This window comes from Streptomyces sp. NPDC017991 (genome assembly GCF_044328075.1).
Lineage (GTDB): Bacteria > Actinomycetota > Actinomycetes > Streptomycetales > Streptomycetaceae > Streptomyces.
In genome coordinates this window covers 20,411-40,496 of sequence record NZ_JBIRGP010000003.1, presented here as the reverse complement: position 1 = coordinate 40,496, position 20,086 = coordinate 20,411, and the positions used below count along the sequence as shown (strand labels likewise).

The window sequence follows — 20,086 nt, the reverse complement described above, 5'->3', positions numbered from 1 at the left end:
CCGAAGGATCTCTGCGTCCAGTGCCCCGACGGGACCTGTCACCGGTACGGTCCACTGTTGCGCAGGATGGCGGCGAGTTTCTCGATCGCCTCGTTCACCAGGTTGCCACGGAAATCTTTGTCGATGGCGACCTCCACGGTCTCGATCTCAGGGATGGGCTTCCGGACCTTGGTGGATTCGGGACCCTTGAGACGGCGGAGTTCAACCCGTACCTCGCCTTGGTAAGGATCGTGAATCACGTGGATGTGGGGGTAGGCGTTTCCCTGCACCGGCTGTCCGTGCTCGTCATGCCACGTGTGGACGAGCTTCTCCGTGCCGGGAACCGGGTTGCGGCCCTCCATGTCGCCCATGCGGGAGTAGGCCGGATCCTTTTGAGGGCGCCTCAGCCGCATGCCTTCGGGGGCGACGTCCTGGGTTGTCGTCGCGCGCCAGTTCGCGATGGCCCGCTGCACGACGGCGGCACGCTCCGACCGCAGGGCTTCCTCGACCGCGATGCGTCCCAGGTCTTGGACAGGCGTAGGAGCCTGAGACAGATGAGATCCACCGACATGATTGTTGCCGCAAGCCACAGCCTGCCCCCAGAGATGTACCCGCGCCCCGATCCGGACCTCACCGCCCTCTCAGCGTCCGGAGCACGTGCGGTCCGATGAACACCATAGATACCGGTATTCCCGTTCGGTGTCTGTAAAATCAGCAAAATCAGCGAACATCGCACCAAATTTCACGGGAGGCTGCCGACGAGACGGCGCGGCTCAACGCAATGCCCGTGGAGGGTCCGGCCCACCGCCTCCCGCGTCGCCCCGGTACTCCCCCGCACGATCAGCCCCGGCACCTGTACGGTTCCCGCCGGCCCTCCGTCGAGCAGTGCCACAAGTTCTGTCGAAGTGCCTGCGAGGTGTTCGAGCGGGTTACCCGGCGGCGTCGCCGTCGAGGTCGAGGCGGATTAGAGCCAGCGCCTCGGCGATCTCGACGGTCATCTCGTCGTCGGGGCCGAACACCATGCACATGTCCTGGTGGAGAGGTTCGAGGATTTGCCGGGCTTCGACGGCCCGGCCCTGGGCGAGCAGCAGCATCCCGATGTTGTGCCGCAGCTCCACGGCTTCCTCGCTCACGTCGCTGTCGACGGCCCGTACGACGTTCAGCACGCCCTGGAGTGCGGCGAGCGCGTCGGTGACCTGGCCGAGTTCGGCGCGACACCGGGCCGCCTGGGCGCGGCAGGCGCGGGTCTGCTCGGCGGTGGGTCCGGCGATGCGGGCGTACGCGTCGGCGAGGGCCTCGAACTCGGGCAGGGCGGCCCGGTAGTCGCCGCCGAGGAGGCGGATCGCTGCTCGCTGGCGGCGCAGCGACAGGACCTGCTTGCTCTCGGAGCCGAGGGCGAGGGCCGCAGGTTCGATGATCTCGCCGAGCACCTCTGCGGCCTGAGCGAACCGCTCCTCCTCCAGCAGGGCGTCGGAGTGGGCGTAAGCCTCCTTGATGTCCTCACGCAACTGGGCGGGGACGGGCACCGGCTGGGCCCCCGGGAGGACGGCCGTGGGCGGCAAACCGCCAGGTGCGGGCGCCTGGGCGCGGGCGTGGGGCGCGAAGGGGTGACGGAACACGCCCGTCGGGTCGGGCGCGCCGGCCGGCCCGGCATCGGCCGTGCCGGGCTCCTGGCCCGGAGGCGGGAGGAACGGCAGCAGCCGCGCGTACACCTCCTGCGTGTCGGCGGGCCGCGCCTCGGGCGCCTTGCGCAGCAGGTGCAGGACCAGCTCCTCCAGCGCCTCGGGGACGTCGGGCCGCAGCTGTCGCAGCGGGGTGGGAGCGGCGTTGACGTGCTGGTACATCAGCAGGTACTCGCTCTCCGCCTCGAACACGAGGCGCCCGCTGAGGAGTTCGTGCAGCACGCAGCCCAGCGCGTACAGATCGGTCTGCGGGGTGATGCGTCCGCCGCGGACCTGCTCGGGCGACATGTACTGGTGGGTGCCGATGGGGCTGCCGGTGACGGTCAGCTTGGTGACGTCGGTGCGCAGGATCGCCGCGATACCGAAGTCGAGGACCTTCACGGTGCCGTCGCGTGCGACGAGGATGTTGCCCGGCTTGAGGTCCCGGTGGATCACCGGCACGTCGTGCGCGTACGACAGCACGGTCGCGATCTGCGCGGCGACGGCTGCCGCCCAGCTGACCGGCAGCGGCCGGCCGGGGTCGAGGTAGGCGGACAGCGGTACGCCGTCGACGAGCTCCATCACCAGGAACAGACGCTCGTACGACGCGTCGAGCACCGCGTCGTACACCTGCGGCACGCCGGGGTGCTGGATGCGCGCGGTGATGCGGGCCTCGCGGCGGAACCGCTTGGCGAACTCCTCGGCCAGCTGCGGGGAGGTGACCGACGTCTGCCGGATGAGCTTCACGGCGACGGGCCGGTCGAGCACGGCGTCGTAGCCGCGCCATACGTCGCCCATGCCGCCGTGGCTGAGCTCCTCCAGGAGTTCGTAACGGTCGGAGATCGCCTCCTGTGGCACCTTGCCCCCGGTGTGCGCGATGAACAGTCACGGTCAGGGGTCAAGTGTGACCGCTGTGTTGATCTGCCGTCCAGCGATCGCGGTGCGACGGCGGTTCGGGCGCGGCGGTGGACGACGGGCGGCAGGGTGCGGCGGCCGGTTCGGCAGCAACCGGTGGGCAGGTGCGGACACCGAAGGTGATGACGTCCGCACTGAGGTTTCGGGCCACCCCACGCCACAAAGTGAGTGCGAGCGCGCCCACACCTACACGGGCAGCGCAGGGAACACGACGACCGAGCCGTCCTTGCTGCGGGCGATCTCAATCGCCACGTCTGTCGTGCGGCTGTTGACGGTGACGCCGTCGCCCAGCTTGTGAATCCGGTGTGCCGCACTCATGAGGCGATCGACTTCACCGGTCGTGAAGACGGGTCGCAAACCGTTCGGGCGTGCGAGCTCCAGCGCCGACAGGCGTACCAGGACACCGGCGATGCTCGACTCCAGTTCATCGAGGCGCTGGTGGTCGCGCTTGAGTGCGCGGGTGAAGTTCTCGAACGGATTGCCGGGGTCGCTCTGGGCGTGCTCGACGGCTTGGAGGACGACGACCCGCCGCATCAGCGCGATGGCCAGGGAAGCGAGTTCGAGGTGGGTGCGGAACATGCCGCCGTCGTCGTCGATGCCGGGGAACGCCTTGGTCAGCGTGCCGAGTTCGACGGCCTCGCCCTCGGGGAGTCTGTCGAGCGCGCTCTGCCATCGGGCGAGGCGGATGGCGGCTTTGCTCAGCGCCGTGTCGATGGTGTGCACCGCCGAGTCGAGTCCCAGCGAGGCACCGAGCTTGCCCTGATCGAGCAGGATGGCCGTGGCCTTGTCGATGGCGGCACGGCAGCCGTTGAGTCCGCTGTGCTCGTCGTCGAGCTTGTCCTCCTGAAGTTGCTCCAGCAGTTCCGTGATGTGCGCGATGGCCTGCTGGCGCTGGTGGTCCGCATGCGCGCTCACCCCCACCGCCACGGCCATGAGCACGAGCGGAGCGGCCACGGTGAGCGCCGCGCCGCCGGCGACCGCGACGCCTGCTGTTGCACCGGCTCCACCTACTGCGCCCGCCGCTGCCGCTCCTCCGACCGGCACGAACGTCGCATTGGCAGCGATGCCCGTTGAGTTCATGAGTGCACCGTGGATGCCACCGGCCGCCGCCTTCGACGGCATCGAGCAAACGATGCCCTGCCCGAACTGGGCGGCGACCTTCGCCGGGACCACCATGCGATACAGGCTCTCGCCGGAAGCGGTCGCTCTGGCCGCCGTAAGGGAACTACGCGTCGATTGCGTGATGAACTGTGACAGGTGCTGCGCCAGGGGACTCGCGGCGTCGAGCAGCATGCCACGGCCGCGGTCGATTTTGTCGGGCAGCGGATGCACCTCAAGTGTGACGATCGGCTCGTCGGCCAGGACGGCCAGCACTCCGCGTAGTTCAGCCAGGCGCTCAGCCGTCATCGACTCGCCCGTAGTCAACCCTGGCACTCGGACATCAGCGGTCGCCAGCGTCCACACGGGCACGGTCGTCCTGCGGTCGTCAGTCATCGTCTCCCTTTGTTTTCCAACAACAGCCTGTGGCTGGCGTTCGACAAGAATGGTACGAAGCTCGTGTATTCGGTTACGGCCGCTGTCTGCCGGTGAACCGACGATCACCAGGGCATCCACCAGATCACCCACGGCCGTCAGGCCGGAGACGAATCGAGGCCGAAGGCCGAAGGGTGCCCCGGCCGGCATATCCAGCCGGGGCGTACGCATCAGACGTCGTCGTCCAAGCCCTCCTCGCGGCGGATCATCCGCCACGCGGCCTTGCGGGCGCTGCGGTCCAGGCTGGACTTGAAGCCCTTGTCTGGGCCGAAGTACTGGCGGCCCATGCCCGCGATGGTGTCGATGTGGTCGGCCATCTTGTCCGCGAAGACGTTGTCGAAGACGAGGCCGAAGTTGTCCTCGTCGTTGACGACAGCCGCCGCCCGCACCTTCGGGTCGGCCTTGGCCTCCTCGAAAGGCCGGATGACGTCCTGCTCGGTGAACTCGGTGCCGAAGCGTTCGTTGAACTTGTCGATCAGCTGCGAGAGCAGCGACTTCTCCGCCTCCTTCGCACCGCCCGAGCCGTCGCCGAAGCCCTGCATCGTCGTCGGCCCCTCGGCGGTGAGGGAGACGTCGTACTCACCGGTCTTCTCCACCCGCATATGGCTGAGGTCGACCTCGCCTATGTCCACGCCGCCGTCCGCGCGGCGCGGAAGCCGGTTGAGGAGGTAGCGGCCGTAGAGGTGCAGCCGCTCCAGCTCGGCGTCCCGGTAGGGGACGATCTGCGCGAGAAAGCCGTACTTCCTGACGTAGTCGTTAAGGTCGGCACGGAAGCCCTCCACCATCTCCTGGTCGTCCTCGTCCTCGCTCTCCAGCAGGGGCGTGAAACGGGCGACCGCGGGAGACAGCAGCCGGTACAGCTCGGCGTGCAGCTTCTCCCACTTGGACTGTGAGCCTGCCGCCTTCTCCTTGGCGGCGAAGTACGCGGCGGCGAACTCGTCCATCTCCTGCCCGGACAGGATCGGCGCCTGCATGACCCGGCTCTGCGCGGTGTAGAGCAGGTTGGGGTCAGAGGGGAGGGTCATCGCCTCCTCGAAGTACGGGCGGAAGGACTCCTGTATGTCGTCGGCGTCGTTGACGAAGTCCAGCACCGCCAGGTCCGCCTGGGTCTTGCGCTCGGCGGTCCGGTTCAGCCGGGACAGGGTCTGGACGGCGGAGATGCCGGTCAGCGTCTTGTTGACGTACATCGTCGTCAGCAGCGGCTGGTCGAACCCGGTCTGGTACTTCTCCGCCACGACGAGGATCCTGTACTCGCGCTGGCCCGCACCGCCGGCTCGGGCGGCCTTGTCGTCGGCACGCGTGTACGCGAACGCCTTCGGCAGCGCGTTCTCCGACAGCCCGCCGTTCTCCTTCGGCTCAGTGGTCTCCTCACCGTCGACGGTGAGCGAGCCGGAGAACGCGACGAGGACACCCAGGTCGGGGTACTTGGTGTCGTAGTCCCGGTCCTTGATGTAGCTCTTGATGGCGCGCGCCATCTGCACGGCGGACTGCCGCGAGGCAGTGACCACCATCGACTTGGCCCGTCCGCCGAGACGGCCACGGCTGTGCGCCACGAAGTGCTCCACGATCACCTGGGCGTGCTGGGCGACCGTCGAATCATGGGTGAGCGCGTACCGGGCGAGCAGGCCGTTCGCCTTCGACTGGTCGACCTCCCGCTCGTCGGGGTTCTGGTTCACCAGCTTCCAATACGTGTTGTACGTGACGTAGTTGCGCAGCGGGTCGAGGATGAAGCCCTCCTCGATCGCCTGCCGCATGGAGTACGTGTGGAAGGGCCGGTAGGTCGCCTTGCCGTCGATGTCCTGGAGCGTGCCGAAGAGTTCCAGGGTCTTAGCCTTCGGCGTGGCGGTGAACGCGAAGTAGGAGAGGTTCGCGGCGCGGGAACGCTGCTCGGCCCGCTTCTTGAGCTGCTCGTCGAGGGTGGCGGCCGAGGCCTTGACCGTGGTCGCGCCCGTGTCGTCCGAGTCGGAGTCCAGGCCGAGGTCACGCAGAGCGGCCCGTACGTCCTTGGCGGCGTCGCCGGACTGCGAGGAGTGCGCCTCGTCCACGATGATCGCGAAGTGGCTGCCCCGGATCTCGGTGGGGTTGCGCTCGATGTACGAGATCAGCGCCGGGAACGAGTGCAGGGTGACCGTGACGATCTTCCCAGTGTCGCGGGAGAGGGCCTTGGCGAGCTGCTCGCCCTTCGCCCCGTGCTTCTCGTCGATCTTCACGACGAGGCCTGCGGTCTGTTCGAAATTGCCGACTGTTTCCCGGAGTTGGGCGTCCAGGTTGCGGCGGTCGGTGATGACGATGACCTTGTCGAAGACCGGCACGCCCGGCTTGAGGCCCTTGGTGATGGCCTCGGGGTCGAGTTCGCGGGGGTCGGTGGGGGTGTGGAGGTCGCTGAGTCGGTGCGCGAGCCAGCCGATGGTGTTCGACTTGCCCGAGCCGGCCGAGGCCATGACCAGGTAGTCGTGGCCCGCGCCGTGCGTTGCGGCGTGCGCGGTGAGCTTCTTGACCGCGTCCCACTGCTGGAACCGCGGGAAGACCATCGTCCTCGTCGTGCCGCCGCCAGGTGTCTTGCTCTTGTGCAGGTGTACGAACCGCTGGAGCAGGTCCAGCCAGTTGTCCGGCGGCCAGACCTTCTCCCAGAGGTAGGAGGTCGCGTACGTGCCGTAGGCGTTCGGGTCCGGGTTGCCGGCGCCGCCGGGCTGACCGGGGCCGTTGGAGCCGGTGTTGAAGGGCAGGAATCGGGTGTTCTTGCCCTTGAGTTGAGTGGCGACGAAGACCAGGTCCGGGTCGACGGCGAAGTTCGCGACGACGCGACGCGTGAAGATCAGCTCGGTGGGGTCGCGGTTGATGCGGTACTGCTCCTTGGCCTGCTCCACCCCTTGCTTGGTCAGCGGGTTCTTCAACTCGGCCGTGGCGACGGGGATTCCGTTGAGGAAGAGGGCGAGGTCCAGCCGGTTGCCCCAGTCGGCCTGCTTCGTCGCGTACTCGAGTTCGCGGACGACGGTGAGGCGGTTGGCGCGGTAGCCGTCGAGGACAGAGTCGTGGGCGACGAGGTTCGGCTTGAAGTAGGCGACGCGGAGGAGTACGCCCCGGTCTTTGACGCCGTTGCGGAGGACGTCGAGGAGGCCGTTGGTGGCGATGGCCTGGTCGAGGCGACCGGCGAACCCGCGCTGCGCCTCGTTCGGGTCGCCGCCGTAGACGGTGAGGAGTTCGTTCCACTCGTCGGGCTGGGTCGCACCGATGAAGGTGAACAACTCGTTGGTGTCCAGGCCGAGATCGGCGCGGTAGTCCTGCGGGCTAGCTTCGCGCCAGCCGCGCTCGACCATGGCGGCGACGATGGCATCACCGAAGGCGGACTCCGTGTGGATGCGGCTCATAGCTACGCGCTCACTCCGTCCGTTACGTTGCGTCCGCTGGCGGTGGATACGTCGAACTGGCCGGTTACGGCGGCGGTGATGAGGGCTTGGCGGCGTTCGGCGAGCAACTCTGTCTGCCGGCGCAGCGATTCCGCGAGACCCTCTGCGGCCCTCATGTCCGCGTTGAGTTGACGCACGATATCGACCTGTTCCGTTGCGGATGGAATTGGGACCTTGATTGATCCGACTGTCTCGGAGTTGAGGTTCAATTGCGTTCCGAGCTTTCCCAATCCCCGGAAGGCGTCGCCGAGGAGCAGTACATAGTAGAGAAACTCGGCATCCACGGCTGGGTTCCTGATGGCAACGAAACCGTCATGGATACAGCAGGGAATCTTGGCGATAACTGGTTTTCCCACTGAAGCTGCGATGCTGACGAATAGCTCGCCTGGACGGAGCGGAACCGAGAGTGAAATTCCGAGGGGCGACAGCCGCTGAGTCGTACCGGTCAGATATTTGTTACTGGCCGTTACGTCCGCGATACGAACCCATGCGTGAGTCCCCTCATCATCGAAGTAGGCGGGGTCATCGATGGGCCGCGGAGAGGCCCCACGCTGGATGTGTGAGATGTAACGCAGAGGGGCTGCATCCCAGTGATCCGGGATTCCCGACAACCATGGAACCTTGGAGGGTACATCGAGAGGGCCACCCTGCCGCAGGCGCTCGCGGATCACCGCCTTCGTCCTGAGAGCAACGAGATCTGCCATCTCCGCGCGCTTACTCAGGATCTGATCGATATGAGCTGTCTCGGTATCGAGGAAGTCGGCGATGCGGCGCTGCTCCTTAGCGAGCGCCGCCGGTACAGTCAGGTTTCCAACTTGCTCAAAATTAAGGCCCTCGCGATTCCCGCCTACCTGTAGCTCGGAGATCTGTTCTTGGATGGGTCGAGAAGAGAGTGCATACGCCAGGTACCTGGCGTTCGCTTCTGCGTTGGGGCGGATGATGCAGACATGCTGATTTACATTGGCTTCACCAAGTCCCTCTGGCGCCATGGAAACTCGACCCAGCGAAGCGCCAGTGATGTTCAGTAGGACATCATCCGGCTTGACTCGCGTTCCTCTCATCTCGCGATGTGTGGCCTCACTGATGTAGACCACATCATCCAATCGCAGGCCATTGAAATGGATATTTTGGCTCCGCAGGAAGGGTACTCCGGATGTGAGGTAACTCTCTGAACCGCCAGACGGGGTTTTTCCGCTTCCGATCTTGGTTGCGAGCGTCTTCACGAGTCGAGTGCCCCAGCGGGATTCAAACGAGATCGTCATTCCGTCACCTCACCCAGCAGCGCCTGAATCTCCGCCTCCAGAGACTTCAGCTCAGCATCGATCTCCGCCAGCGGCCTCGGCGGCTTATACACGTAGAAGTGCCGCGTGAACGGGATCTCATAGCCGATCTTCGTCTTCGTGTGGTCGATCCACGCGCCCGGCGCGTGCGGCAGCACCTCGCGCTTGAGGTAGTCCTCGACGTCCTCGCCCAGCGGAACATTCTCGTAGTCCCGCAGGTCCGCATCCGGTTCCGGCGTGCCCTTGAGCTTCTGCACCTCGCCCTTGGGGTCCCGTACCCCAATCGTCTCTCGTACCGCCTTCGCGAACGGCGCTCCCGAGGGCCACGTCAGGCCGGCCGCGACCACCGCGTCCTTGAGCGCGATGAACGCCTCGGACTTCGTCGTCCAGGACGAGCCGAGCAACGTACGCACCGCCGCGACGAACTCCTCGCTCCGTTCCAGCTTGGCCACCGGCTTGGCCTCCGTCAGCGCCGCCAACGTCTCCTCGGTCACCTCGAAGCGGAGCTTCAGCGGGCGTTCGACGGTGATGCGCTGGTAGCCGAAGTGCTCGTTGGCGAAGACCTTGACCTTGCCGTGCAGAGCGTGCTCCGGGTCGCCCGCGACCTGCAGCGCCTCCGCGTACAGCCGAGTGATGTCGCCGATGTGGTCAGGGCGGCCGTTCGCCCCGGCGCCCAGCTCCTTGCGCTTGTCGCCGAGTGACTTGCGCATCTTCTGCCACTGGTCGCGCGCGTCGAGCAGGACGACCTTGCCCTTGTGGTCGGCGTCCTTGCGGTTGGTCAGGATCCAGAAGTACGTGGAGATGCCGGTGTTGTAGAAGAGCTGGTCCGGGAGGGCGACGATGGCCTCCAGCCAGTCGTTCTCCAGGATCCAGCGGCGGATGTTGGACTCGCCGGACTCGGCCGCGCCCGTGAACAGCGGGGAGCCGTTGAAGACGATGGCGATGCGGGAGCCGCCCCCGCCGTTCACGTCCACCGGCTTCATCTTCGAGATCATGTGCTGGAGGAAGAGCAGCGAGCCGTCGTTGATGCGGGGCAGGCCCGCGCCGAAGCGGCCGGCGTCGCCGAGTGACTTGTGTTCGTACTCGACGTCCTCCTTGACCTTCTTCCACTCCACGCCGAACGGCGGGTTGGCGAGGAGGTAGTCGAACCTGCGGCGGGCGTGGCCGTCGTCGGAGAAGGAGTTGCCGAAGCGGATGTTCTCCGGGTCCTGGCCCTTGATCATGAGGTCGGACCGGCAGATCGCCCAGGACTCGGGGTTGAGCTCCTGCCCGTACACCTCGACCGTCGCGTCCGGGTTGAGGGCCTTGATGCGGTCGTCGGCGGCGCTGAGCATGCCGCCCGTGCCGCAGGCCGGGTCCATGACCGTACGGACGACACCGGGCAGGCTGAGGGCGTCCGCGTCGGGCGCCACCAGCAGGTTGACCATCAGCTTGATGACCTCGCGCGGGGTGAAGTGCTCACCCGCGGTCTCGTTCGACTGCTCGGCGAAGCGGCGGATCAACTCCTCGAAGATGTAGCCCATGTTGTGGTTGGGCACGACGTCGGGGTGCAGGTCGAGGTCGGTGAACCTGCCGATGACCTGATAGAGCAGGTTCGCGCTGTCGAGCTTCCTGACCTGCTGGTTGAACTCGTACTTGTCGAGGACCTCGCGGGCGTTCTCGGAGAAGGCGCCGACGTAGATCTGCAGGTTCTTCGCGGCGTTCTGCGGGTCGGCCGCGATCTTCCGCAGCGTGAGGTCGCTCTTGTTGTGGAAGGAGTGGCCCGAGGCCTTGCGCAGGAAGTGGTCGGTGTCGATCTCCTGGCCCGCGAACCTGGCGACGGTCTCGACGACCTTCTCGCGCGTCGGCTCCAGGACGCACTCCAGGCGGCGCAGCACGGTGAACGGCAGGATGACCTTGCCATAGTCGGACTGTCGGTAGTCGCCGCGCAGGAGATCGGCGACGGACCAGGCGTGGTTCGCCAGCTCCGTGTGCTTGCTGATGTTCAAGAGGTCCCGGCTTCCTTCCGAAGAGCGCCGTCCGGGCGTGGGACGGCAGGGATCCAGTGTGGTCGTGTGTGGTGGAACACGTGGGGCGTTTCAGGCGGAATCACTGTCCGGGGTGTCCGGTGGCAGGAGTACGCCAGCGGTGAGGCCGGTGGCGAGGGTGGCCGCGGTGTCGGCGGCTAGGTCGGCGGTTCGGCGAACGGACACGCGCAGCTCGTACACGCGGCGGAAGGCCTCCCCGTAGCGTCGCTGTTCCTTCAGGGGTAGTAGCGGTACGCGCAGGCGGCCTGGTGTGACGTGCACGAGGGTGCTGCCGGTGGACGCGGAGGCGATGTTGTCCTCGGCGCCGAGGAACCCGGCCAGGAACCACGGATCGAGGCGGGCCGGGTCGGGGCGCAGGAGGTGGACGTTCGGACCGAGCAGGGCTCCGGCGTCCCGTTCGTCCGCGACCCGGGTCATCGCGGCCGCGTCGCCGCCGCCCGCGACGGCGCGTACGAGGACGTCCCCGGCGGCGACGGGCTGCGTGGCGTCCGCGTGGACGTCACCGGCGCCGCCGGACGGCGGGTTTCCGGCTGAGATGTCCAGGGCGGTGAGGACCGGCCGGTCTGCGGCAGGGATGGCGGCGCCCTTGGAGCCTCGCGTGCCGGGCGTCGCCGCCCGCACCACGGTCAGGGCCCCGCCGCGCGCAAGGTCGGAGACGGTCGCCGTACGCCACTCGCGGGCTGACGCCCCGGACGGCTGCCAGCCGCCGGACTCTGAGGCGCCTGCCAGGGCAGCGACTTGCTCGGCCAGTTGCCCGTGCAGCTCGGCGACGCGCCGGGCCAGGGCTACTGGGTCGATGTCAGCTGCCGTCGCGCGCACATGGCGGGCTGGGGTGACGTCGACGACGTCGTCGAGAAGGTCGACGAGCGGCACCGCGCGGGCGACGCCGGGCTCGTCGGCGTAGGTGTCGGGGGCGGTGGTGAACGCGGCCCACTGGGTGAGGATCCTGCCGGTCAGCCCCGCCCAGTCGAAGGTGGAACCAGAGGAAGGGGAGGCGGCGGAAGAGGAAGAGCCGGACCGGCCAGGGCGCGAGCCACCGCGTGTGCCGAAGCCGGCCGTGGCCGCAATGGTCGCGCCAGGCGTGCCCGCGGTGGCGTCCCGCTGCTCGCCCTCCCCGTCGACGAACAGCACCGGCGCACGGTCCGCGCCGCCCGGCTCGGGGCGCTGGAACACCCAGATCTGCAGACCGATGTGGAGCGGATACGCGGCACGCGCCGGGAGCGAAATGACTGCTCGCAGGGCCCCACTGCGGATGAGCTCGGCGCGGATGCGGCGGCCGGAGGAGCGGAAGGCGAGCGCGGGCGGCAGCAGCATGACCGCATGGCCGCCGGCCTCCAGATGCGCGAGGGCGTGCTGCACCCAGGCCAGCTCGGATTCGAAGCGCGGCGGGACCCCGTACGCCCACCTCGGGTCGTACGCCAGCTCGTCGTGACCCCAATCACGGTCGCCGAACGGCGGGTTGGACAGGACGGCGTCGACCGTGACCTCGGGGAAGGCGTCGTCGCGCAGGCTGTCGCCGACGCGGATCGCCACGTCGGCCCCGGGCGCGGCGAGCAGGAGGCCAACTGCGCTGCGCTGGGCCTGGACTGGGAGCGTGTCCTGCCCGAACAGCTCCTGTGCGCCCTGCCGGGCAGCGGCAGCGAGGAGCGTGCCGCTGCCGCAGGCTGGATCGAGGACACGGGCCGCGCCGGCAGGCAGGAGCCGCGCCATGAGCAGAGCCAGGCCCTCTGGGGTCTGGTAAACACCGCTGGCGGCACCCTCGTCCAGCTCGCGCTCAGCGAGGACATCGAGGGCGGCCTGCGCTCCGGCTTCACGGACACAACCCAGCAGGGCGCGGACCGCGCCCGCATCGTCCGGGCCGTAGCGGACCGGCTCGGCCTCGGGCACAGCCGCGGGGAGCTGGGCGGCGGCCTTCTCCATGCGGGCGATCAACTGCTCGTCGGATGCGGTAGCGAGTTCGGCCAGCTCCTCGGGCGTGAGGCGGGACATGGCCACCACCAGCGGGAACAACCGCGCCGCCGCACCCGAACCGGGCCCGAGCAGACGCAGCGCCGTACGCAACTCCTCGGCCGGCGAGGCAGCGGAGGTGTGCCCGCGCCCCCGCAGCCATGCCTGGACAGCCGTCAGGTCGTAGAGCGGGCTGCTCTCCGTGCCCCCGCTGGGAGCGGGGAAGTCGTCGTGTCGACGGCGCCAGTTGCTGACGGTGGCGCGCGTGACCCCTGCCACGCGGGAGATCTCGGCGGCGGTCACGTGCGCCGAGGTGGGCAGTTGGGCTGAAGGCTGCTGGGGCATGGCGTGGGGTGCTGCTCCTCTCGGGCCAGTCGATAGTGAACAGTAAACACATTACAGCGGTCGTCAAGCCCGTCAAGTTGTTTGACGATGCTTTCAGCGATGTGCTTACCTAGTTCTGTTTCCGAGTGGAAGCGGGGACTGCGTGACCGCAGTCGCCACCACTGCACAACGGAGCAACCCGCCGCCCACCCGACGCGAACGCCGGGGGCATCACCCTCACCGACCGAGTGCCGGTGTCCGACCCATCCTCCGAACCAGCATCCGGCCCCCGGGAGACAGCACATGACCGTCACGGAACAGCCCCAGCGGAACGCGGACCACCCCGCCGACCCCGCTCAGCCGACCCCCGCCGACCAGCCCGTGCCCGTGGCCGAGCTGGTGCGGACCCGCCTGGGCGAGGTGGCACTCACCGAGCCCGTGAAGGCGCTCCTGAAGGAGGCACTGGGCGACAGCGAGACCGGTGAGACCTCCACGGTCGGCCGGATCTACCTCGAGTCGGTCGCCGTCGCGCGGTTCCGCGGCATCGGACCGCGCGTCCTGCTCAAGCTCAGCCCCCGGCCCGGCGTGAACCTGGTCGTGGGTCGCAACGGTTCCGGCAAGTCCAGCATCGCCGAGGGCATCGAGACGGCCTTCACCGGCGTGAACATGCGCTGGCAGGGGCAGCACGCGACGCGCAGCAGCAACTGGCGCAACCTCCACGACACCGACGGCAGGCCGGAGATCGAGGTCAAGCTCGCCATCGAGGGCGACACCGGCCGCAGCACACTCACCCGCACCTGGGAGGGCGACGACTTCGACGACTCCCAGGCCGAGCTCAAGCGCCCCGGACACGGCCGCGCACCCCTCGACCAGGTGGACTGGAAGCAGGCTCTGCGGGACTTCCGGCCCTTCCTGTCGTACGTCGATCTCGACCGCATGATCAGCGGCAAGCCCTCCGAGATGTACGACTCCATCGCCACCATCCTCGGCCTGGGGCAGCTCAGCGCCGCCGACGGCCGGCTCCGCCAGGAGGCCAAGGCGCTCGAAGACGCGGACAAGGTGGCGAAGGCGGAGCTGCCGGGCCTCAAGGAGGCCCTGTACGAGCTGGAGGACGACGACCGCGCGGTCCAGGCACTCGTCGCCGTCGACACGGCGGGAACGCCCGACTTCGAGACCGTTGAAGCCCTGATCGCCGGTCTGCCCGCCGACACGGACGATGGCCTGCTCGCCCGGCTGCGCGCCGAGGCAGAGGTGCGGGGACCCGAGATGGCGCAGGTCCGCACGACCGTGGACCGCCTGCGCAGAGCTCTCGCCGACGTCGAGGACCTGCGCGGCACCAGCACCGAGGACGCTCTGCAGCGTGCGGAACTCCTCGAACGGGCTGTGGCGCACAACGACCGTCACCCCGACGCTGACTCCTGCCCCGTATGTGGGACCGACGGAATGCTGGACGCGGCATGGGCTGCGGACGCCATCGCCCAGATCGCCGCACTGCGGCAGGAGGCGGAGGCAGCCGCGGGCGCGCGCAGCGAACTCCGGTCGGCCGCGCGGGCCGTGCAGGACCTCGTTCACACGCCCCCGCGGATCCCCGCCGCCCTCGCCGACCCGTGGCGCGCCTGGACCGCCTGCCGGACGATCAGCGATCCCGACGAGCTCGCCCGGCGCGCCCACGAGGCCGCCGCGCCCCTGGCCGATGCCTGCGCCGCGGTCAAGGAGAACGCCGTCAGGGAGCTGGAGAAGCGGGACGAACGCTGGCGCGGGCTCGTCATCCGCCTGGCGGGCTGGGCGGGGAGAGCCCGTGCCGTGGAGGCGAACAAGCCTCGGCTGCGGGACATCAGGAAGGCGAGCACCTGGATCAAGGCGCTGGCCGCCGAGTTGCGGGAACAGCGCATGGAAGGCTTCGCCGACCAGTCGCAGCGGATCTGGGAGCGGCTCCGCCAGGAGAGCAACATCGACCTCAAGGCCGTGAGCCTGAAGGGCAGCGAGAAGGCCACTGTCCGCAAGCTCGTCATGGATGTCTCCGTCGACGGCCAGGAGGCCTCGGCTCTCAGCGTCATGAGCCAGGGCGAGCAGCACTCCCTCGCGCTGTCCCTGTTCCTGCCCAGGGCCGCCACCGCCGACAGCCCGTTCGGCTTCATCGTCATCGACGACCCCGTGCAGTCCATGGACCCCGCCAAGGTCAACGGACTCGCCCAGGTCCTGCACGAGCTCGGCGAGCACCGGCAGGTCGTCGTGTTCACCCACGACACCCGGCTCCAGCGGGCGTTCACGAGTCAGGATCTGCCCGTGACGGTGTTCGAGGTCGAGCGGGCCGAGTCGTCCAAGGTGAAGGTCAAGCCGGTGACAGACCCGGTACGGCAGGCGCTCGACGACGCGCGAGCCATCGCCAGTACCAGTGACCTGCCGACGGCGGCACGCACCCACGTGCTGCCCAGCCTGTGCCGTATCGCCCTGGAGAACGCCTTCCTTGAGGCCGCCTGGATCCGGCACCACCGTTCCGGCGCGCCCGAGCACACGCTGCAGGCCGCCGTCGGCGGCGCCGACAAGCTCATGAAAGTCACGGCCCTGGCCCTGTTCGGCGACGCTGAGCGGACCGGCGACGTCTACCGGGAACTGCGCACCCTCTGCGGACCGCGTGCGGTGGACCTCCTCAAGCAGTGCCAGGACGGCGCCCACGCTGCGGGAGCGCAGATCACCGACCCTCACCGTTTCGTGGACGACATCGAGATCATGGCGCAGAAGGTGCGCAAGCCGGAGGCGACCCCGTGATGAGCACTCCCACTACCTCGGTCGAGGAACTCCTGCTGACGGCCGATCAGCTGCTTGCCGCCCGCACGGGCGCCACGGCCGCCGGCCGCCACCGCGGAGCCTCCCTCGCTCTGCGGACCGCCCTGGAGATCTCCATCGACCGCGTGCTCGACGCCGCGGTGCCAGGGCTCGCCGACACCACGATGCGGGCCAAGATGCTGTGCCTGGGCTGCTACACCGCGGCGAAGACCGCGCGCCGCGCCAACGCCGTGTGGTCGCACCTCTGCCTGGGATGCCACTACCACCAGTACGAGATCGGCCCCACGCACGACCAGGTCCGCACCTGGCGGACGGAAGTCGGCCAGGTGGTCGGGGCGTTGACCCTCTGACTGTTTGTCATCGGAAGGTATCTGATAGTTATTCCGTCGGGGGACGGGCGTATGCCCGTCGCAGCGTCCTTCGGGTGCTGCAAGGGAGGGGAATACACATGGGCACCGTTACGCGCGACGAGACCATCGCCATCGAGCAGAAGGCGGTTGACCGCGCCTATGACTGCTACGCCGCGCGACTGGCCGAAATGACCGAGGGGTCCGTCGTCTCGGCCTCGGCCAGCGGCAAGGACAGCATCGCCAACCGGGTCGAGGCCGAGGAGCGGGCCGCGGCATACGACGGACTCGGCAACGAATCGCTGGTCATCAGCCGCATCGATGTACAGGACGAGCACAAGCCCTGGTATGTGGGACGACGTGGCGTCAGCGACCCCGCGACCAGCGACCGTGTGGTCCTCCTGTGGACCAGCCCGCTGGCCAAGAAGTGGTTCGAGGCTCAGCCCGACGCCCCGGGCGAGGTGCTCCTGCGGCGGCAACTGCGCTGTGTACGGAATCTCGTCGAGGACTACTTCGACGAGATCGCCATCACCGCCCCCGTTCCGCAGCCGCGGCCGGCGGACGCCGAGCCGGAGGCCCAGCCCGCGGCACCCGCCACCGTCACCCGGGCGGGAGGAACACCGCGCCCGCCCGTCCCCACACCTGCCGACATCACCCGTGTCCAGCGCCAGAAGCCGCTGCAACCCGACGACTTCCTCCTGCGTGAACTCCAGCGCTCGCGCAGCGGCAGCATGCGGGACATCGTCGAGACCATCCGCCGCGACCAGATGGATCTGGTCACAGGTTCACCCTCCGACATCCTCGTCGTGCAGGGCGGCCCAGGCACCGGCAAGTCCGCGGTCGGCCTGCACCGCGTGACGTGGCTGGTCAACAACAACCACTTCAAGGCCCAGGACATTCTCGTCGTCGGCCCTCACCAGCGGTTCCTCAACTACGTCGGTCAGGTCCTACCCACCCTCGGCACCCGCGACGTCAACGCCGTGCAGCTGACCCGCTTGTGGGACGGCGAGATCCTCGGTTCCGACACCCCGCAGGCGCGGCTGGTGAAGTCCGACGAGCGTATGGCGGCCGTCCTGAGGCGACGGGTCGAGAACGAGTGCCGTCCCGAGGCCCTCGACACACTCACCACCGCCCCCTCCTACGAGGGCGACGAAGCAGCGTTCACCGTCACAGCAGGCAGCACGACCCTGCGCATCCCGCGCTCCGAACTCCTCACCCTCCTCGACGAGGCCCGCGGCGGCGACGGCGCCTACCGTGATCGGCGCGACCGCTTCCGCAGCCTGCTCGTCGACCGCCTTCTGCAGGAACTCATGGCCGTTGCCCCGCGCCGCCGCGGCGACGACACCATCCGCCGCGACCTGGAACGCAACCGCCGAGTCGAGCGCCTCATCGAACGTGTCTGGCCGTCACCGGGCGCCAGGGAAGCGCTCCGGAGCCTCTACGACTCGCCGGACCTCCTGCGCACGTGCGCCGACAGCATCCTCGCCGACGAGGAGCAGGCCGCCCTGCACCGCCCCCGGGCGGCCACCGCCGCCGACGACCCTTGGACCCTCGACGACCGCGTCTGCCTCGAAGAACTCGGGTACCTCATCGCCGGGGAAACCCCACGGCGCTATGGACACATCGTCGTCGACGAGGCACAGGACCTCACCCCCATGCAGGCCCGCTCCCTGCGCCGCCGATGCGCGGTGAACGGCTCCATGACGGTCCTCGGCGACCTCGCCCAAGCCACCGGGCCCCACACGTACGCGGACTGGGACCGCCTCGGCGCCCTCCTCTCCGACCACGGCGACTGGCGCGTCGCCCAGCTGAACACGAGCTACCGCGTGCCCGCCGAGATCATGGACTTCGTCGCACCCCTGGCCCGTGCGGTCGCCCCGGCGCTGCCCTACCCGCAGGCCGTGCGCGAAGCCGGCGAGGACGCTGTCCGAACCGTGTCGACGGAGCCGTGGAAGCTCCTCGACGACACCGTCGCCCAGGCCACTCGCCTGGTGGGCACAAGCGACGGGCACACCCTGCGCTCGGTGGCCGTCATCGTCCCCGACGACTCAGGCTGGCTCGACGAGATCAGCCGCCACCTGGATCAGAGTGCCGACATCACCGGCCAGAGCCGCGAGGCGGTGTCCGTACTGGCCGCGGCCCAGGCCAAGGGCATGGAGTACGACCACGTCCTTGTCGTCGAACCCACCACCATCGCCGATCGCGGCCCGGCGGGCCTGCGCCAGCTCTACATCGCCCTCACCCGCAGCACGCAAAGCCTGACCGTCCTGCACACCTCCCCGCTCCCGGAGAGCCTCACGAACACCGCTGACACCACCGAACCACCACCCACCGAAGCCGAAGCCAACACAGGACCGGGTGACGTCCCCGAGATCGGGGCCGACATCCGGGTCCGGGTCATCGGCCCTGGGCCCGGCGGCCGCTACAAGGTCAAGGCCCTGTCTCCCGCCATCGACCGCACGCTGGTCCTGACCGTCCGGCACGGCTCGGTTTCCCCGCGTCCGGGCGAGGACCTGGACTGCTGGGTGTTCGCCAACGAGACGAACCAGAGCGTGCTCACAGCCGACCAGCGTGGCCACCTGCCCATCTCGCCCAGGATGGCGGAACGCTATGTTGCGGCGCTCGGCGTTCTCGACGAACTGACCAGCGGTGACGGCGGCACTGTTTCGGAGGATGCCCGCAGCCGCCTCTCCGAGCTCCAGGGCATGGCCAACCGCGTCCTCCGCCGCGACCAGGCGGACTGGGTGGACGTACGGCGCGTGCTCGGTTCTCCGGACAGGCACCGGCTGAGCGCGCTGCGCGACCTCGCGGCAAGCACGAACCGTGCGCTCAAGGACGAGGCGCCGGACGTGAGTCGACTCCGGGAGAACCTTGCGAGTTCGGGCTGGACCCAGGCCCTGGCCGAAGCACGGGAAACGCTCAAGGCGCGCCTTGCCGCTGCGGCCGAACTGGACTTCGAGAACACCCCCACCACCGCTGCGCATCAACCCGAGCAGAAGGAAACCGAACCCGTGACCGCCGTCGAAGAAGTCCCCGCCACACAGGCAGCGACCACGAAGGAGGGTTTCCTGCGCGCCCTGGAGACGTCGGCGGCTGCCGACCGTACATGCAGGAAACACGAGGCTGTGCGCCACGCGCTGAAGTCGGCCCTGTTGTGGTCGGACCTGCAGCCGGCCGACTCCACGGTCGTCGACGTCAGTTGCGTCACCAGCGAGGGCCTCTTCATCTACGAGGTTCTGGGGGCCGGCCGCTCCACGTATGAGGACCTCCGCTCCGGAGCGACCCGCCTCCTCGAGATCAACCACACGCTCCCCGTCCCGGCCACCGGCCTCTACCTGGTCCTGTGCGAACCGCCGGTAGAAGACTGGTCGGCCGACACCGTCCACGACGTCTTCGGCGTCCACGTCCTGTGGCGAACTCCGGACAGCTGGGGCGGCCTCGACAAGGAGACTGCATTGGGCCTCGTCCAGCAGTAACCCCGTCCGACATGCGCCCGCGCCGCAGGGGGCCCGGGCGCATGTCATCCAGCGCGGCACCAGCACCGCAGGCGCCCTATGCCTCGCGCAACGCGAACCGCGTCCTCTTCGCGAGCGCCAGAACCCAGGTCGCTTGAGACTCGCCCCTGTAGCCCTTTCAGCCCACCCAGGTGGCTATTTGTCTGGCCATACGTCGATGCTGTCCTCATGGGTCTTCCCGGTCCTCGATTCCGCCGCATGGCCACTCTCGTCGTTATCGACGCCGACGAGCAGGTGGCTCTTTTCCACCATCCCGGTTGGGCCTCCGGTCACTGGGCCTTGCCGCAGGCCAATGTCAGGCTCTCGGAGTCCTACGCAGAAGCCGCTGCCCGGGTGGCAGCACGCTCGTTCACTGGCCGACCCG

General features: G+C 68.5%; 10 protein-coding genes. 3 read left to right on the top strand and 7 right to left on the bottom strand.

The window, feature by feature from the left end; genetic code table 11:
* Nucleotides 1-38: 38 nt before the first annotated feature.
* The 7 genes from ACH4DZ_RS08760 to ACH4DZ_RS08730 all read right to left on the bottom strand — a co-directional run bounded on the left by ACH4DZ_RS08760 (nt 39) and on the right by ACH4DZ_RS08730 (nt 13,094).
* Complete coding sequence (locus ACH4DZ_RS08760; protein ID WP_398286271.1) at nt 39-452, bottom strand: hypothetical protein; 414 nt, start codon at nt 450-452, stop codon at nt 39-41.
* A 456-nt stretch (nt 453-908) separates the two neighbouring features.
* Entirely contained in the window at nt 909-2,498 is a 1,590-nt protein-coding gene (locus ACH4DZ_RS08755) for a protein kinase (RefSeq protein WP_398286270.1), read from the bottom strand.
* A gap of 243 nt (nt 2,499-2,741) precedes the next feature.
* On the bottom strand, nt 2,742-4,049 hold the full coding sequence (locus tag ACH4DZ_RS08750; protein ID WP_398287045.1) for a hypothetical protein: 1,308 nt from the start codon (nt 4,047-4,049) through the stop codon (nt 2,742-2,744).
* Nucleotides 4,050-4,258: 209 nt separating this feature from the next.
* Complete coding sequence (locus ACH4DZ_RS08745; RefSeq protein WP_398286269.1) at nt 4,259-7,456, bottom strand: type I restriction endonuclease subunit R; 3,198 nt, start codon at nt 7,454-7,456, stop codon at nt 4,259-4,261.
* Between the two features lie 2 nt (nt 7,457-7,458).
* Complete coding sequence (locus ACH4DZ_RS08740) at nt 7,459-8,757, bottom strand: restriction endonuclease subunit S (protein ID WP_398286268.1); 1,299 nt, start codon at nt 8,755-8,757, stop codon at nt 7,459-7,461.
* Nucleotides 8,754-10,763 carry an N-6 DNA methylase gene (locus ACH4DZ_RS08735; RefSeq protein ID WP_398286267.1) on the bottom strand — a complete coding sequence of 670 codons (2,010 nt, stop codon included), beginning with the start codon at nt 10,761-10,763 and terminating at the stop codon, nt 8,754-8,756. The genes ACH4DZ_RS08740 and ACH4DZ_RS08735 overlap by 4 nt, the downstream gene beginning before the upstream one ends.
* A 90-nt stretch (nt 10,764-10,853) precedes the next feature.
* The gene (locus ACH4DZ_RS08730; RefSeq protein WP_398286266.1) at nt 10,854-13,094 is read right to left on the bottom strand and encodes an N-6 DNA methylase; all 2,241 of its coding nucleotides are present in this window, start codon (nt 13,092-13,094) and stop codon (nt 10,854-10,856) included.
* A 282-nt stretch (nt 13,095-13,376) separates the two neighbouring features.
* Between ACH4DZ_RS08730 and ACH4DZ_RS08725 the strand changes: the two genes are divergently transcribed.
* The 3 genes from ACH4DZ_RS08725 to ACH4DZ_RS08715 all read left to right on the top strand — a co-directional run bounded on the left by ACH4DZ_RS08725 (nt 13,377) and on the right by ACH4DZ_RS08715 (nt 19,683).
* Nucleotides 13,377-15,842: an AAA family ATPase gene (locus ACH4DZ_RS08725; protein ID WP_398286264.1), complete on the top strand. Its 2,466-nt coding sequence runs from the start codon at nt 13,377-13,379 to the stop codon at nt 15,840-15,842.
* On the top strand, nt 15,842-16,210 hold the full coding sequence (locus tag ACH4DZ_RS08720) for a hypothetical protein (protein ID WP_398286263.1): 369 nt from the start codon (nt 15,842-15,844) through the stop codon (nt 16,208-16,210). Before ACH4DZ_RS08725 ends, ACH4DZ_RS08720 begins: the two co-directional genes overlap by 1 nt.
* 98 nt (nt 16,211-16,308) lie before the next feature.
* Nucleotides 16,309-19,683: a HelD family protein gene (locus tag ACH4DZ_RS08715; RefSeq protein ID WP_398286262.1), complete on the top strand. Its 3,375-nt coding sequence runs from the start codon at nt 16,309-16,311 to the stop codon at nt 19,681-19,683.
* Nucleotides 19,684-20,086: the final 403 nt, after the last annotated feature.